We start from the raw sequence: 15,568 nt of genomic DNA, 5'->3' as shown, positions 1-15,568 counted from the left end.
CGCGGCTCCCTGAATACGGCTCATGCGTTCTCTCCCTCGGCCTGCGTCGCGCGGACCTGTTCCTGCCCAACCGGTGTGTCCAGCCAGTCAATCTTGTCCATCTTGCGTACCACCACGAACTCGTCGCGATTGGTGCCAATGGTTCCGTAGTAGTTGAAACCGTAGCTGAACTGTGCGTAGCCGCCGATCATGTGGGTGGGCTTGAGCACGATGCGGGTCACCGAGTTGTGAATGCCGCCGCGCACACCGGTGATTTCCGAGCCGGGCGTATTCACGATCTTTTCCTGGGCGTGGTACATCATCACCATGCCGGGTTTGACGCGCTGGCTCACCACCGCCCGCGCCGCGATGGCGCCGTTGATGTTGAACAGCTCGATCCAGTCGTTGTCCACGATGCCGGCCAACTTGGCATCGTCCTCGCTCATCCAGACGCAGGGGCCGCCGCGGCTGAGTGTGAGCATCAGCAGGTTGTCGGTGTAGGTGCTGTGGATGCCCCACTTTTGGTGTGGCGTGATGAAGTTGAGTGCGATTTCCTTGTTGCCGTTGGGCTTGATGCCATGGATGCCGGCGGTGGTCTTCAAATCCACCGGCGGGCGGTAGCTGCAAAAGCCCTCGCCAAAGGCCTGCATCCAGGGGTGGTCCATGTAGAACTGCTGGCGCCCGGTCAGGGTGCGCCATGGGATCATCTCGTGCACATTGGTGTAGCCGGCGTTGTAGGAGACGGTTTCGCTCTCGATGCCGCTCCAGGTCGGCGAGCTGATGATCTTGCGCGGCTGTGCCTGGATGTCGCGAAAGCGAATCTTCTCGTCTTCGCGGTGGATGGCCAGGTGGGTGTGGTCCAGACCCGTCTGCTTGCCCAATGCTTCCCAGGCCTTGACGGCCACGTGGCCGTTGGTCTCGGGCGCCAGCATCAGCACCACTTCGGCTGCGTCAATGTCGGTCTCGATCTTCGGCATGCCGCGCGTTACGCCCTCGGCGGTGACCAGGCCGCTCAACTCACCCAGTTGCCGCACTTCGGTCTGTGTGTTCCAGCCAATGCCCTTGCCGCCATTGCCCAGCTTGCCCATGAGTGGACCGAGAGCCGTGAAGCGTTTGTAGACGTTGGGGTAGTCGCGCTCGACCACCTGCATGTTAGGGGCGGTTTTGCCGGGGATCAGCTCGCAGTCGCCCTGTTTCCAGTCGCTCACACCGAAGGGTTGCGCCAGTTCGGCCGGGCTGTCGTGCATCAGCGGCGTCAGCACTAGCTCGCGCTCCACGCCCAGGTGGCCGACGCAGACTTCGCTGAACTTCTTGGCAAAACCCTTGTAGATGTCCCAGTCGCTGCGCGACTGCCAGGCCGGATCCACAGCGGTGGACAGCGGATGGATAAAGGGATGCATGTCGCTGGTGTTGAGGTCGTTCTTCTCGTACCAGGTGGCTGTCGGCAGCACGATGTCGCTGTACAGGCAGGTGGTGCTCATGCGGAAGTCCAGCGTGACCAGCAGGTCCAGCTTGCCTTCAGGGGCCTTGTCGTGCCAGACGACCTCGGTGGGCTTAGCTTCTTCCTTGCCCAGGTCCTTGCCCTGCACGCCGTTGCTGGTGCCCAGCAGGTGCTTAAGGAAGTATTCGTGTCCCTTGCCCGACGAGCCCAAGATGTTGGAGCGCCATACGAACATGTTGCGCGGCCAGTTGTCCGGGTGGTCGGGGTCGGTGCAGCTCATCTTGAGCGAGCCGTCCTTCAGGCCCTTGACGGCGTAGTCCTTGGCGTCCACGCCGGCTGCGGCAGCATCGCGCACCACCTGCAGCGGGTTAGTCTGCAGCTGCGGCGCGCTGGGTAACCAGCCCATACGCTCGGCGCGTACGTTGTAGTCGATCATGCTGCCGGCGAATGCCTGCTTGTCGGCCAGAGGCGACAGCACTTCTTCCATGCCCAGCTTCTCATAGCGCCACTGATCGGTATGGGCATAGAAGAAGCTGGTGCTGTTCATCTGGCGGGGCGGGCGTATCCAGTCCAGCGCAAAGGCCAACGCGGTCCATCCCGTCTGCGGACGCAGCTTTTCCTGGCCTACATAGTGCGCCCAGCCGCCGCCGCTTTGGCCTATGCAGCCGCACATCATCAGCATGTTGATGACACCGCGGTAGTTCATGTCGCTGTGGTACCAGTGGTTCATGGCCGCGCCGATGATGACCATGGATTTGCCTTGGGTCTTGTGCGCGTTCTCGGCAAATTGCCGGGCCACGGTGATCAGCTGCGCGCGCGGCGTGCCGGTGATCTTTTCCTGCCAGGCCGGGGTGTAGGGCGTGTCGTCGTCAAAGCTGGTGGCGGCCAGTTCGCCGGCCAGGCCACGGGGCACGCCGTAGTTGGCCACCTGCAAGTCGAACACCGTGGCCACCAGGGCAGAGCGTTCTTCTCCGGCCTTGCCCAGCGAGATGCGCTGCACCGGCACGGTGCGCACCAGCACGTCGCCGGATGCGCTGTCGTTGCCGCCCTTGGCTACATTGTTGGGAAAGCTCTCATGCTGAATACCGCCGAAGTAGGGGAAGCCGACGCGGGCTGTCTCGGTGCTAGGTGCATCACCTTCCATCACCGAGAGTTTCAGCTTGACCTCATTGCCGTGGCGCGCTTCCTTGTTCTGCAGGTTCCACTGCCCTTCATCGGCCCGGCCGTCGGCACCCCAACGGAAGCCGATGGCGCCATTGGGCAGCACCACTTTGCCGCTCACGTCAAAGGCCACCGTCTTCCACTCGGGGTTGTTGGCCTGGCCCATCTTGCCGTTGAAGTCCGAGGCGCGCACGTAGCGGTCGGGCACGGTAATGACCTCGCCGCTCGGGAGCGTGTGTTCCTTGAGCATTACCAGCATCGGCATGTCGGTGTAGCGGCGGACGTAGTCGTCAAAGTAGGCGCTGCGCTCGGTACGAGCCCCCACGCCGCCTGCGGACGGCTGCCCCCTAAGGGGGCTCGAAGAATTTGGGGCGGCCCGGCATTCTTCGTTGTCGGGGAAGTAGAACTCCTTCAGGATCACGTGACCCATGGCCATGGCCACGGCCGCGTCGGTGCCCTGCTTGGGGTTCATCCAGATGTCGGCCAGTTTGGCCACTTCGGAATAGTCGGGCGTGATGGCCACGGTCTTGGTGCCCTTGTAGCGCACCTCGGTAAAAAAGTGCGCGTCGGGCGTGCGCGTTTGCGGCACGTTGGAGCCCCAGGCGATGATGAAGCTGGAGTTGAACCAGTCAGCAGATTCAGGCACGTCGGTCTGCTCGCCCCAGACCTGCGGACTGCTCGGGGGCAGGTCGCAGTACCAGTCGTAAAAACTCATGCACACGCCGCCGATCAGGCTCAAGTACCGGCTGCCGGCGGCATAACTGACCATGCTCATGGCTGGGATGGGCGAGAAACCGATGATGCGGTCAGGCCCATGCTTTTTGATGGTGTAGACGTTGGCCGCCGCGATGATTTCGTTGACCTCGTCCCACGTGGAGCGGGCAAAGCCGCCCAGGCCGCGGATCTTCTGGTAGTCGGTGCGTTTGGCGTCGTCCTCCACGATGGAGGCCCAGGCCGCCACGGGGTCGTTGCCCAGCCGTGCTTCACGCCAGCTCTTGAGCAGCCGGCCGCGCACCATGGGGTACTTCACGCGGTTGGCGCTGTACAGGTACCAGCTGTAGCTCGCACCACGTGCGCAGCCGCGTGGCTCGTGGTTGGGCATGTCCCAGCGGGTACGGGGGTAGTCGGTCTGCTGGGTTTCCCAGGTGACGATGCCGCCCTTGACGTAGATCTTCCACGAGCAGGAGCCGGTGCAGTTCACGCCGTGGGTGGAGCGCACGATCTTGTCGTGGGCCCAGCGGTTGCGGTAGGCGTCTTCCCAGGTGCGGTCCTCGCCGGTGGTGACGCCGTGGTCGCCCGAGAACGTTTCCCGGGGCTGGGAAAAATAGCTGAGTCGGTCCAGAAAGTGGCTCATGGGATACCTCGGTGTAGCTGCTGTGTTATTGAGTAAAAATGGCCTCTAGCGCAGATATCACCTGCGCAGTAAGCTATTAAATATGTAGCAATAGATGTGTCATGGATTCTTGATTTCCGCGCCCGCGCGCAGGTAGAACCACCAGTTCACGAACAGGCACAGTGCGTAGAACACGGAAAATCCGTAGAAGGCAAACTGCGGTGTGCCGGCCTTGATTTGCTGTCCGATCAACACCGGAGCGATGAAGGCGCCGTAGGCCGCTACAGCCGAGGTCCAGCCCAGCACGGGGCCGGCTTGCTGGCGGTCAAAGATGAAGCCCACGCTACGGAACGTGGAGCCGTTGCCCACGCCGGTGGCGGCAAACAGCACCACGAACAGCAGCATGAAGGCGAAGAAGTACTGGTCGGGCGTGGCCGACTGGTAGGCCAACATCATCACGTAGCCCACAGCCGCTGACGCTGCAACCATCACCACCGAGACCCATTGCGTGACGATGGAGCCGCCGAGCTTGTCCGAGATCCAGCCACCGACGGGCCGGGTAGCGGCACCAATGAAGGGGCCAATCCAGGCATAGGTCAGCGCCGAGGGCGCGTTCGGGTTCTTCAGCGCATGGGTCATCACGCCGGACGCGTCCGCAATGTGCTGAAAGCCAAAAATCACGGTAATGGCCAGTGGCAGAGCCATGGAGAAACCGATGAAGGAGCCGAAGGTGACCACATACAGCGCGGTCATGGCCCAGGTGTGTTTGTTGCGGAAGATTTCAAACTGCTTGGCGACGTTTTCCTTCATCGTGCCGAAGGCGGCCAGCTTCATCACCAGCAGCGCAGCGACGATATCCAGTGGAATCGCCACCCACATATTGAGCACGCCCAGGCCGGTAGGGGCCGGCAGGTACAAGTACAGCATGAAGATCGATGGCACAAAGGCCAGCGTGTACAGGTAGGTGATCTTGGCAAAGGCCACCAGCGGACCACCGGAGGCCGGGGTCACCGTCTTCAGGTTGTTCATACCCCACCAGCACAGCGCGCCCAGCGGAACCAGCGACAGTACCCAGGCGAAACCGGCGTTCTGGATCCAGGTGGGCGTGCCCGCGGTGATCTTGCCGAAGATCCAGCCGCTGTCTTTGACCAAGGGCACCGATGCGCCACCGAAACTGCCAAACAGGCTGACCGTCATCACCAGCGGGATGACGATTTGCATGGTGGTCACGCCGAAGTTTCCCAGGCCGGCGTTCAGGCCCAATGCCGTGCCTTGCAGGCGCTTGGGAAAGAAGGTGGAAATGTTGGACATGCTGGAGGCAAAGTTGCCACCGCCAACGCCCGACCACAGGGCCATCAGCTGGAATACCCACAAAGGCCACTCGGGGTGCTGCAGCGCAATGCCAGTACCAATGGCTGGGGCCAGCAACATGGACGTGGTCAGGATGATGGTGTTGCGTCCGCCCGCCAGCCGGATCAAGAAGGACGCGGGGATGCGCATGGTTGCACCCGAGATGCCGGCAATGGCCGTCAATGTGAAGAGTTGCGCCTGCGTGAAGGGAAAGCCCAGGTTCAACATCTGCACCGTGATGATGCCCCACATACCCCACACAGCAAAGCCGCACAACAGGGCAGGGATGGAAATCCACAGGTTGCGGTAGGCGATCTTCTTGCCCGTGCTGTCCCAGAATTTCTCGTCTTCCGGGCGCCAATCGCCAATGTCGGCGGCGGAGGAAATTTTCGTGTCCATTGTTTTCTTTCAGAGAAGCGGTAATCAGGTCTGCAGGCCGAGAGTGGCCGCTTTGGGACCCATGACGTCACTGCGACGCACTTCGGTCCAGTACATCCAGATGAGGGAGACCCAGACCACGCCATACATCAGCATGAAGGCGCTGGAGCGGATGCCGGTCAGGTCCATCAGCGCGCCAAACAGGATCGGCAGCACAAAGCCGCCCAGGCCGCCGGCCAGCCCGACGATGCCGCTGATCGCGCCGATGTTGCTGGTGTAGTCGTCACTGATGTACTTGAAGACGCTGGCCTTGCCGAAGGCGAAGGCGATACCCAGTACAAACATCAGCCCGGTGAAGGCGTAGACATTCAGGCCCAGATGGAAGGTCTTGGGGCCGCCGATGGTGGCAATGGTGAAATCGGTTTGCGGATAGCTCAGCACAAACAGGCAGATCCAGCTGACCCACAGCACCCACCAGGTTACGCTGTGCGCCCCCCATTTGTCGGACATCCAGCCGCCCACGGCGCGCAGCACGCCGCCGGGCAGGGAGAAGCAGGCGGCCAGCAAAGCGGCGCTGCGGATTTCCAGCCCGAACTCGCCCACGTAGTACTGCACCATCCACAGCGACAAGGCCACATAGCCGCCAAACACAATGCTGTAGTACTGGCAGTACTTCAGCACCCGCGGGTCTTTCAGCGCCTTGAGCTGCTCCTTGAATGTGACGTTGCTGGGCACCAGATGCGCAGGATCGCTGTAGCTGAAGAGCCAGAACAGCAGCACTGTACCCAGCATGATGGCGGCATAGACCTGCGGCACCATGGCCCAGCCGAACGCCACCACCAGCGCCGGGGCGACAAACTTGTTGACCGCCGCGCCGGAATTGCCGGCGCCATAGACGCCCATGGCAAAGCCCTGTTGCTGCTTGGGGAACCAGCGTGCCACATAAGGCGTGCCGACTGAAAACGAGCCCCCCGCCAGGCCCACGAACAGGCCAATGCAGAGAAAGTGCCAGTACGCGGTGGCATACGACATCAGGTAGATGGCAGGGACCGTGATGGCCATCAGGATGGCCATCACGTTGCGGCCCCCAAATTTGTCGGTCCAAATACCCAGGGGCACGCGGATCAGAGAACCGGTCAGCACCGGCGTTGCCATCAGCAGACCAAACTGCGTGGCATTCAGACCTAGCGCTTTCTTGATCGGAATGCCGATGACGCCGAACATCATCCACACCATAAAACACACGGTGAACGCCAGCGTGCTGACCATCAGCACCGAGAGCGCCTGCCCCTTTTTCGTCATGTCAAATCTCCTTCTGGACCTTGACTTGACTGTAGATTTGGCCGTCCGGGAACGGCATCCCTCTGAAGGATGGGCGCCCCTCCGCCTGAGGAACTAGGCGGGCAGCGGTGGGCGTAGTTCTGTAGAACTAAGCGGCCAGATAATTGATTTTGGTTTGCGCTGGATCAACCCGCGGGTTGCGCTAAAGGGGTTAAATCAGCCCTTTTTCCGTGGCGATGACGGCGGCATGGACCCGCGTACTGACATCCAGTTTGCGCAGTACATGCTGCACATGGATCTTGACGGTGGTTTCGGCAATGCCCAGGTCGCGGCCTATTTCCTTGTTGCTGGCGCCTTGTGCAATGGCGCGCAGAATGTCGCGCTCGCGGGGCGACAGCGTGTCCAGCAGCGAAGCTTGCGCCACCGGCGGTACAGAGGTTCCACGGTAGGCCGCCACCAGCTTGCTGGTCATCTCCGGGGCGATCACGCTTTCACCTTGCATGGCCTGGCAAATGCCGTTGATCAGCGCATCGCCCTCCGTGGTTTTCAGTAGATAGCCAGCCGCACCGCCACGCAGGGCGTGGGCCAGGTCGTTCGCATCTTCGCTGACGGTCAGCATCAGGATGCGGGCGTGCTGTGCGGCTTGCTGCAGGGCGGGCAGCGCGTCCACGCCACTTACGCCGGGCAGGTGGTTGTCGAGCAGGATCACATCAGGCTGCAACTCCTGGGCGCGCCGCTGCGCCTCGCTGGCATCGCCCGCGTCGCCGACCACCAGCACACGGGCATCCCGTGACAACAGCGCGGCCAGACCACGGCGAAACAATGTATGGTCGTCCACGATCAGAACGCGGATAGGCGAAGCCGAGATATCGCTCATGGGATGGAGATAGTTTGCGCAGCCAGCGCTATACCGGGGGCGGCTGGTGTGTGGGTGGGGGCCGGTAGCTTGGGCGTTGGCAACGTCAGAATTACAGAGGTTCCGTGCAGCGGAGTTGAAATAGTTTCCAGCACAGCATCCATACGCTGTGCTCGCTCCACCATGATGCGCATCCCCACATGCATTTCCTTCAACGGATGTTCATCCGATACAAAACCGATACCGTTGTCACGAACTTCAAATCGCCAGGTAGGTTGTTGCTGCACCTGCAGCCACACCTGGGAAGCGCGTGCGTGTTTGCGTACGTTGGAGAGTGCTTCCTGCACGATGTGCAACACCTGTATTTGTACATCGGGCGTCAACGGCAGGCCGTGGCCGGCGGCCATCGCCAGTTCGGTCTTGAGGCCGGTCTGGTGTTCGAACTTGCGCAAGGTGGTCGCCAATGCAGGTTCGATATCTTCGGCATTGGCCCGGGTGCGGAAGTGCATCAACAGTTCACGCACATCGCCGTAGCACTCACGTACGCCGGTATCGATTTCTTCCAACACCAGTTGCACGTCCTCCGCCCTATTCGATTGCAAGGCATCGCGCATGAGCTGCAACTGGATCTTGAGAAAAGCCAGCGACTGCGCGATCGAATCGTGCAACTCCCTGGCAATCAGGTGGCGTTCTTCTGAAATGGCGGCTTCTTTTCCACTCGCATTGAGCCGTAGATTTTCCATGGCACTGGCCAAATGGCTGTTCAGTGCCTCCAGTAGAGACAGCTCGGCTTCGGATGGCGATACTTTGGCGTGGAACAGCAGATCCACTTCACCCATTAACCGGCCATGCAGGCGAATGGGCACATTGATCACGGTACTGAACCCTGCCTCAGCGCAATGTTTCAGCGCCGCCGGTTGCTGGGCATTGATCGGTATGACGCGCAACCTGCCATTGAAGATAGGCGTGCCGCAGTGACAATCACTGGCTTGCAGGCATTGTTCATCCTTCATCATGGAGGCGGGCAAACCGCTGGCGGCTAGCATCAGAAAGCGCTGGTTTTCCTGGTCGGACCAGCGTACCGCCACACCATCCGCATGGGCGATGCGCCGGATGCTTTGCGCAAAGTCTTGTGCCAGCTCGTCCAGAGATGTTGCCCGCGCCACCAATGCCGTAACTTCATACAGAGATTCCAGCCGCTCTCGTTTTTCCTCCAATTCAGCGGTTTTCTCCTGCACTTTACGTTCCAGGTTCCGGTACATCGATTGCAGATGTTCGGCCATACCGTTGAAGCCCTGTGCCAAAGTGCCAAACTCGTCGGACGTTACCGCTTCGACCCGTGCGCTGAGATCGCCAGCTTGGATTTTTTGTATCGCTTGTTTCAGATGATGAACGGGTTCAAGTACCAGCAGATAGCCGACAAAAAGCAATACTGCCGAGCCCACAACCGCGAGGCCCAAAATTCCAATCTGCAGCAGATGCAAGATGGCCGTCCAGCGCGTCAAATGCCTTTCAATTCCGGCCACAAAAACGTCGATATCGGCGGTAAATTGGACCGTGTCCGTACGCAAGGCTGGCATGGAGGCGGCTGGCTGGGACAGCCATTGGCTTTGAAAGTGCTTCCAATCCAGTTCTATCGTGGAAAAATGGGCAAGTATCTCCTTGTCCCAGGGCACAAAGAGCGGCCTCTCTGGCGCTCCAGTGCGCAATAGCGCCAGGCTTGTGTCAAATTCTTGAACCAGTTGTGCGAGTTCTTTCGATTCGCGTCTATCCACCACCAGGGCCAGGCGATATGCCTGCATGCGCATGCGGCCCGCTTCATTTACGGCCGCAGCCCCGCCGTCCAGCTGCCACGACACCCACAGCGTCGCAGCCGTTGACAGCAGTGCCATCAGCAGGAACGGTGCGCCCACCAAAGTCAGCTTGGCGCCCAGGCTCCAACGGCTACTTTGCGTGTTCATCGTGAATATCAGAATCAACGAGCATGGGTCTATTGTTAGGGAGTAATGCATTGCAGCATATACCCCCTAGGGAAGGTCCGCAAAACGCAATTCGTTGTGAGCTAATGTTGAACCTGTTTTACGGACGATGCCTGGCTCTCCACCACCCTCGACTATGTGCTGTCTTGCGACGGACTGCTGGTGTATCAAAGGAAGTGATTTGGAACTATGTCTATGAATCCCTCGGGGCAGCATGCTCAAGATTTTTTAAATGGTGGTTTCTGGATGTGAGTCGGGGTCACGCCTTTCTCGCTGTGACGGTGGGCAATGTATTAACGGGTAAATAGAAGGCAGCGGTTAACCGTGTCAAGCTAGCATGGCACAGATAGACTGCATCGAAGTCGACACGTTGCAAACTTGCGCCACTCAACAGCAGCACGGTAAAGGCCACGCCCTTGACGGAGCCTATTTGCCGCGTTGCTTGGTTAATGGCACTGCCTATGAATGGTTTGCGGAAAGCGTGGCCGGAAGGCGCCGAATGCAGCGAACAGCATGGTGCCATCCAGGGAGGCAAGAAGCGCCGCCATGCGGGCCACCCACAACACCGGCTATGGCGAAGCCGGGGTTGGGTGCAAGCTTGGTAAAGCCTGTTCCAGGCTGGCAAGCAAAAAAATGATGGTCTTGTTGTCCGAGGCGGTGGGTTACCGATTAATTGATGCGCATGCCCTCTTAGACTCAAGTCCCTTGATTGCTTGCAACGGGTAGAGGGGGAATCGATTCAGGTGAGTCCGAATGTCTTGCGCAGACCTTTTTCCACGGGGCCAGCGGGCATGAAGCGGCGCAGCTTGGCCAGAAGAGACGCCTCGCCTTTGGGTGTACGGCGCATCTTCCATGCTCCCAAAGCGGCATCGACAATCGTGGCGGCGACTCCATCGGGACTGGGCGCTTTTTGGACATTGTTCTGGATTGCCTTGGAGACGACGCCTAGTTCTTTGTCGTAGTCCGGGATTTTGGCCACGGTCTGGGGCGCATTGAGATCCAGGTTGGTTTTTGTGAAGGATGGTTCGACAAGTGCCACGCGGATGCCGAATTGGCGCACCTCGTGATCCAGAGTTTCGGACAGTCCTTCGACGGCATGCTTGGATGCCGAATAGAGCGCCATGTAAGGCGCAGGCAAAAAGCCCAGCACCGAGCTGACGTTAACGATGCGCCCGGAGCGCTGCTCTCGCATGTATGGCAGCACGGCCTTGATCGTGCGCAAGAGGCCAAAGAGGTTGGTGTCGAACAGCGTCTGGGCTTCGGCAATCGAGGTTTCTTCCGTCGCGCCCAGCAGGGTCACACCCGCGCTGTTGATCAGTACATCGATGCGCTTGGCTTGAGCGATGATGCTCTGGACTCCGCGCTGAATCGACGCTTCGTCACAGATATCCATTTCAATGAGCGTAACGCCAGGTATTGCCTGGGCTTTGGCCGTGTTGCGCACGGTGCCGAATACCCGGCAACCCTGCTTGGCAAATGTCATGGCAGCGGCACGTCCAATGCCCGACGACACGCCAGTAATAACGACAACTTTAGAGTTCGACATAGTTGTTCCTTGTTGGCTTTATAGATAGGGGTGAATAGAGATGAATCACTGGTGCGATGGGACTGGCCGGATCTTGAACCAGATGGAGTACATGGCAGGCAGGAACACCAGCGTCATGACGGTTCCCGCCAGGGTGCCGCCGATCAGCGTGTAAGCCAGCGTGCCCCAGAACACCGAGTGGGTCAGCGGCATGAAGGCGAAGATGGCCGCCAAGGCTGTCAAGATGACGGGCCGGGCGCGTTGCACCGTGGCCTCGACGACTGCTTGAAACGGCGCCAGCCCCTCCTGCTCGTTGTGGTGGATTTGTCCGATGAGAATCAGCGTGTTGCGCATCAAGATGCCGGATAGTGCAATCAGCCCCACCAGCGCATTGATGCCAAACGGTTGCTGGAACAGCAACAGCGTTGGTACCACGCCAATCAGGCCCAATGGGCTGGTCAAGAAGACCATCACCATCGCGGACATGGACCGTACTTGCAAAATGATGATGAGCAAAGTGATCGCCAGCATGAGGGGAAACAGCGGCAACATGGCTTGGGTTGCTTTGGCGGATTCTTCAATGGAGCCAGCCTCCACTATGTGATAGCCACTCGGCAGCTTGTCCACGATGGGCTGCAGTTGTTTGGTGATGGCGGTCGACACGTCTGGCGGCTGCAAGCCATCGGCAATGTCGCCCCGCACGGTGATTGTCGGCACGCGGTCGCGCCGGCGCACGATAGGTTCCTCCATGCGCACTTCCACCTCACCCACTTGTGACAGCGGAATGCGTTGTCCATTGGCGCCGGCCAGCGTGAAGTCGCCGATCTTGGCCGGGTCGAGTCGGATACCGCCTGCCGAACGGACCACCACCTGCACGGTACGAATGTCCTCGCGCACCGCAGTCACTGGCACACCGGTCAACAAGAATTGCAGCTGTTGCGCTACCGCGCTCGAGCTCAGCCCCATCGCCTGCAAGCGGTCTTGCTGCAAGCGGAAGTGCAGCGTAGGTGTACGTGTGCCCCAGTCAGAGTTGACCGTGCGCATCATCGGGCTGGCCGCCATGACTTGTTGCACTTCGGCAGCTATGCCACGCAGCTTTTCCGGGTCTGGACCCGTCACACGGTAAGCCACCGGGAATGGCGAATACGGGCCGAATACCAGCTGGGTAACGCGAACCCGTGCCTCGGGGGCCAGTCCGTCGGCAATGGCCTGGCGCAGCCGGGTTTTCAGTGCGTCGCGCTCGCCCTGGTTGTCTGTACGGATGACGATCTTGGCAAACGACGGGTCAGGAAGCTCCGGCCCCATCGAGAAGAAGAATCGCGGCGCGCCCTGGCCGATGTAGGAGGTGACGATCTTGGCTTCCTCTTGCTTGGCCAGCCAGGCTTCCACCTTCGCCGAAGCATCGCTGGTTTGCGTGATGGCCGTGCCATAGGGCATTTGTACTTCGACCAGCACTTCTGGCCGGTCGGAGATTGGGAAGAACTGCTTCTTCACCACGCCCATACCCAGCACGGACAGGACAAACAGAGCCACAACCGAACCAGCGACCAGCCATTTGCGGGCGATGACCTGCCCCAGGATCCGGCGGAAGCGGTTGTAACGTGGCGTGTTGTACAGCGCCTCGTGTCCACCTTCGACCTTTTTGACGTCCGGCAGCATCTTCACGCCCAGGTAGGGTGTGAAAACCACAGCCACCACCCAGGACGCGATCAGGGCAATGCCGACGATCCAGAACATATTGCTGGTGTATTCACCCGCAGAGGACGGTGCGAAACCATTGGGCATGAAACCGACAGCCGTCACCAGCGTGCCCGAGAGCATGGGCGCCGCGGTGTGGCTCCATGCATAGGCGGAGGCGGCAACACGGCTGTAACCCTCTTCCATCTTCACCACCATCATTTCGATGGCGATGATGGCGTCGTCCACCAGCAGGCCCAGCCCCAGAATCAACGAACCCAGGGTGATGCGGTCAAAGTTTTTGCCAGTTGCCATCATCACCATGAATACCACCGCCAGCGTCAGCGGTACGGCCGCGGCGACCACGACGCCGACGCGCCAGCCCATGCTCACAAAGCACACCACCATGACCACCAGCAGCGCGGCAAAGAACTTGACCATGAATTCATCGACCGCCGACTTGATGTTGACGGATTGGTCCGTCACTTTGGTCAGGCCCATGCCCAGTGGCATCTCGGCGTTGATGGCGCCTATCTCGCTGTCCAGCGCCTTGCCCAAATCAAGCCCGTTCCAGCCGTCACGCATCACGACGCCCAACAGCAAGGCTGGCTCGCCGCCATTGCGGACCATGAAGGTTGCCGGGTCTTCGTAACCACGCTTGACGGTGGCGACGTCCGACAGCTTCAGTGTGCGGCCTTGTGCAACTACTGGCGTATCGCGGATCTTTTGCAGTGCATCGAAAGCGCCATCCAGGCGAATGAATACCTGCGGGCCCTTGGTTTCGACCGACCCGGCCGGCGTCAGGGCATTCTGGCTATTGAGCGCGGTGAACACATCTTGCGGGCTGACCCCCAGCGTTGCCAGGCGTTCATGCGAGAACTCGACATAAATGCGCTCAGGCTGTTCGCCGATGATGTTGACCTTCTTGACACCCGCTACGTGCAGCAGCCGCTGGCGCAGCGTCTCTGCATCGCGTACCAGCAAGCGCTGCGGCTCGCCCTTGGCCTTGAGTGCGTACAGCCCAAAGGTGACATCCGAATATTCGTCGTTCACCATGGGTCCGATCACACCGGAAGGCAGGTTGCCTGCCTCGTCGCCGAGCTTCTTGCGGGCCTGGTAGAACTCCTTTTCTACCTCCGCAGGGGGGGTGCTGTCCTGCAAGTTCAGAATAGTGAAGGCTAAACCAGGCCGCGTAAAGGTTTCGGTACGGTCGTACCAGCGCAATTCCTGCATGCGCTTTTCAAGCTTCTCGGTGACCTGGTCCTGCATCTCCTGCGCCGAAGCTCCAGGCCAGGCGGTGACGATGGTCATCGTCTTGATCGTGAAAGACGGATCTTCTGCCCGCCCCAGCTTGAAGAATGAAAAAAGCCCCGCAAGCGAGATCAGACAGATCAGAAACAAGGTGATGGAACGCTCGCGTACAGCCAGCGCGGAGAGGTTGAAGCGGCCTTCGCTCATGGCCGCGCTCCCGCAACGGAGGTGCCTTGACCCGCCACGCGCACCTGCTCACCGTCGCGCAACAGGTGCGTGCCGAGCGCGACTATGCTGTCACCCTGCTTGAGCGAGCCCACGACGCGGGCACTATCGTCATCCAGACGCTGGATTTTGACCGGCCGCCAGAACACCTTGGCCGGCTCTCCCTTGATGACCCAAACCCCGGGCCCATTGCCTGCATCGAACAGCGCGCCCATCGGTACCCGCAAACCGTCTTGCACAGCGGCCTGTGCCTCCGGAATCTGGATCGTGACCGTGCTACCCAAGGGGGCGTTGGACAGCTCTCCCTCGAGCACATACCTGGCTTCGAAGGTGCGGGTCTGCCGGTCTGCGGTATCCGACAACTGCCGGAGCTTGGTTGGAACGGTCACACCTTCTTTGCCAAAAAGCGCGGCCTGGCCGATGGAGCCGACTGCAGGGCGCAAGGTTTCTGGCAGCTGGACAATGGCTTCGCGGCGTCCGGCATGGGCCAGGCGTACCGCCACCTGTCCCACATTGATGACCTGGCCGGGTTCGACCAGCGTTTCCATGACGACACCATCGGCATCCGCCTGCAGTTCGGTGTAGCGGCTCGCGTTGCGCGCAACTTCGGCCTGGGCTTCCGCCGCATTCAGTTGGGCTTTGGCGGTATCCGCTGCCGCCTTGATCTGGTCGTAGGCTGAAGCCGATATGGCACCGGTGCCGCGCAGATCGCGGTAGCGAGCCTCGTCCTCCGCTGTTTGCTGTGCCCGCGCCCGGGCGGCAGCGACCGCCTCCTGCTGCGCATGGACTGCCAGCTTCAGATCAACCGGGTCGATGCGCATCAGCGGCTGCCCGCGCTTCACGGCTTGCCCGGCATCCACCAACCGTTCCAACACCTTGCCGGCGACGCGGAAGCCCATATCGCTTTGCACCCGGGCGGCAACGCTGCCGGTGAACGCACGGGACGCGGAGGCCGCGTTTTGCACGCTAGCAGCGCGCACCAGCGGGACTGCAGTGCGTGGGTCAGGTGGCGTCTTCTCGTTGCATGCGATCAATGCAAACGGCAACGCGGAGACAAGAACAGTGAAAGCGAGGCGGCGGCGCATAGAAATCCCGTAAAAAAACTAAACAGGATTTCATTGTGTTTCTAGTG

The 15,568-nt window shown here is 60.4% G+C and carries 8 protein-coding genes; all 8 read right to left on the bottom strand.

Going from position 1 to position 15,568, the window contains the following annotated elements; genetic code table 11:
- Positions 1–20 precede the first annotated feature (20 nt).
- Positions 21–3,935 carry a nitrate reductase subunit alpha gene (locus AC07VY_RS14995; RefSeq protein ID WP_495097816.1) on the bottom strand — a complete coding sequence of 1,305 codons (3,915 nt, stop codon included), beginning with the start codon at positions 3,933–3,935 and terminating at the stop codon, positions 21–23.
- Between the two features lie 99 nt (positions 3,936–4,034).
- Positions 4,035–5,663: an MFS transporter gene (locus AC07VY_RS14990; protein ID WP_495097815.1), complete on the bottom strand. Its 1,629-nt coding sequence runs from the start codon at positions 5,661–5,663 to the stop codon at positions 4,035–4,037.
- A 24-nt stretch (positions 5,664–5,687) separates the two neighbouring features.
- Positions 5,688–6,944 carry an MFS transporter gene (locus AC07VY_RS14985; RefSeq protein WP_495097814.1) on the bottom strand — a complete coding sequence of 419 codons (1,257 nt, stop codon included), beginning with the start codon at positions 6,942–6,944 and terminating at the stop codon, positions 5,688–5,690.
- A 190-nt stretch (positions 6,945–7,134) separates the two neighbouring features.
- Positions 7,135–7,800 carry a response regulator gene (locus AC07VY_RS14980; protein WP_495097813.1) on the bottom strand — a complete coding sequence of 222 codons (666 nt, stop codon included), beginning with the start codon at positions 7,798–7,800 and terminating at the stop codon, positions 7,135–7,137.
- The gene (locus AC07VY_RS14975) at positions 7,797–9,692 is read right to left on the bottom strand and encodes a type IV pili methyl-accepting chemotaxis transducer N-terminal domain-containing protein (RefSeq protein WP_495097812.1); all 1,896 of its coding nucleotides are present in this window, start codon (positions 9,690–9,692) and stop codon (positions 7,797–7,799) included. The genes AC07VY_RS14980 and AC07VY_RS14975 overlap by 4 nt, the downstream gene beginning before the upstream one ends.
- An 805-nt stretch (positions 9,693–10,497) precedes the next feature.
- Positions 10,498–11,304, bottom strand: coding sequence for an oxidoreductase (locus tag AC07VY_RS14970; protein ID WP_495097811.1), 807 nt, complete (start codon positions 11,302–11,304; stop codon positions 10,498–10,500).
- Between the two features lie 45 nt (positions 11,305–11,349).
- Positions 11,350–14,418 carry an efflux RND transporter permease subunit gene (locus AC07VY_RS14965; RefSeq protein ID WP_495097810.1) on the bottom strand — a complete coding sequence of 1,023 codons (3,069 nt, stop codon included), beginning with the start codon at positions 14,416–14,418 and terminating at the stop codon, positions 11,350–11,352.
- Positions 14,415–15,521: an efflux RND transporter periplasmic adaptor subunit gene (locus tag AC07VY_RS14960; RefSeq protein ID WP_495097809.1), complete on the bottom strand. Its 1,107-nt coding sequence runs from the start codon at positions 15,519–15,521 to the stop codon at positions 14,415–14,417. Before AC07VY_RS14960 ends, AC07VY_RS14965 begins: the two co-directional genes overlap by 4 nt.
- Positions 15,522–15,568 lie beyond the last annotated feature (47 nt).

Source organism: Rhodoferax sp. GW821-FHT02C08, from assembly GCF_059421805.1.
This window is presented reverse-complemented; position numbering and strand designations above follow the sequence as displayed.

Coding starts and splice junctions, on each gene's coding strand:
- AC07VY_RS14995 (WP_495097816.1), bottom strand. CDS start 3,935: ATGAGCCACTTTCTGGACCGACTCAGCTATTTTTCCCAGCCCCGGGAA.
- AC07VY_RS14990 (WP_495097815.1), bottom strand. CDS start 5,663: ATGGACACGAAAATTTCCTCCGCCGCCGACATTGGCGATTGGCGCCCG.
- AC07VY_RS14985 (WP_495097814.1), bottom strand. CDS start 6,944: ATGACGAAAAAGGGGCAGGCGCTCTCGGTGCTGATGGTCAGCACGCTG.
- AC07VY_RS14980 (WP_495097813.1), bottom strand. CDS start 7,800: ATGAGCGATATCTCGGCTTCGCCTATCCGCGTTCTGATCGTGGACGAC.
- AC07VY_RS14970 (WP_495097811.1), bottom strand. CDS start 11,304: ATGTCGAACTCTAAAGTTGTCGTTATTACTGGCGTGTCGTCGGGCATT.
- AC07VY_RS14965 (WP_495097810.1), bottom strand. CDS start 14,418: ATGAGCGAAGGCCGCTTCAACCTCTCCGCGCTGGCTGTACGCGAGCGT.
- AC07VY_RS14960 (WP_495097809.1), bottom strand. CDS start 15,521: ATGCGCCGCCGCCTCGCTTTCACTGTTCTTGTCTCCGCGTTGCCGTTT.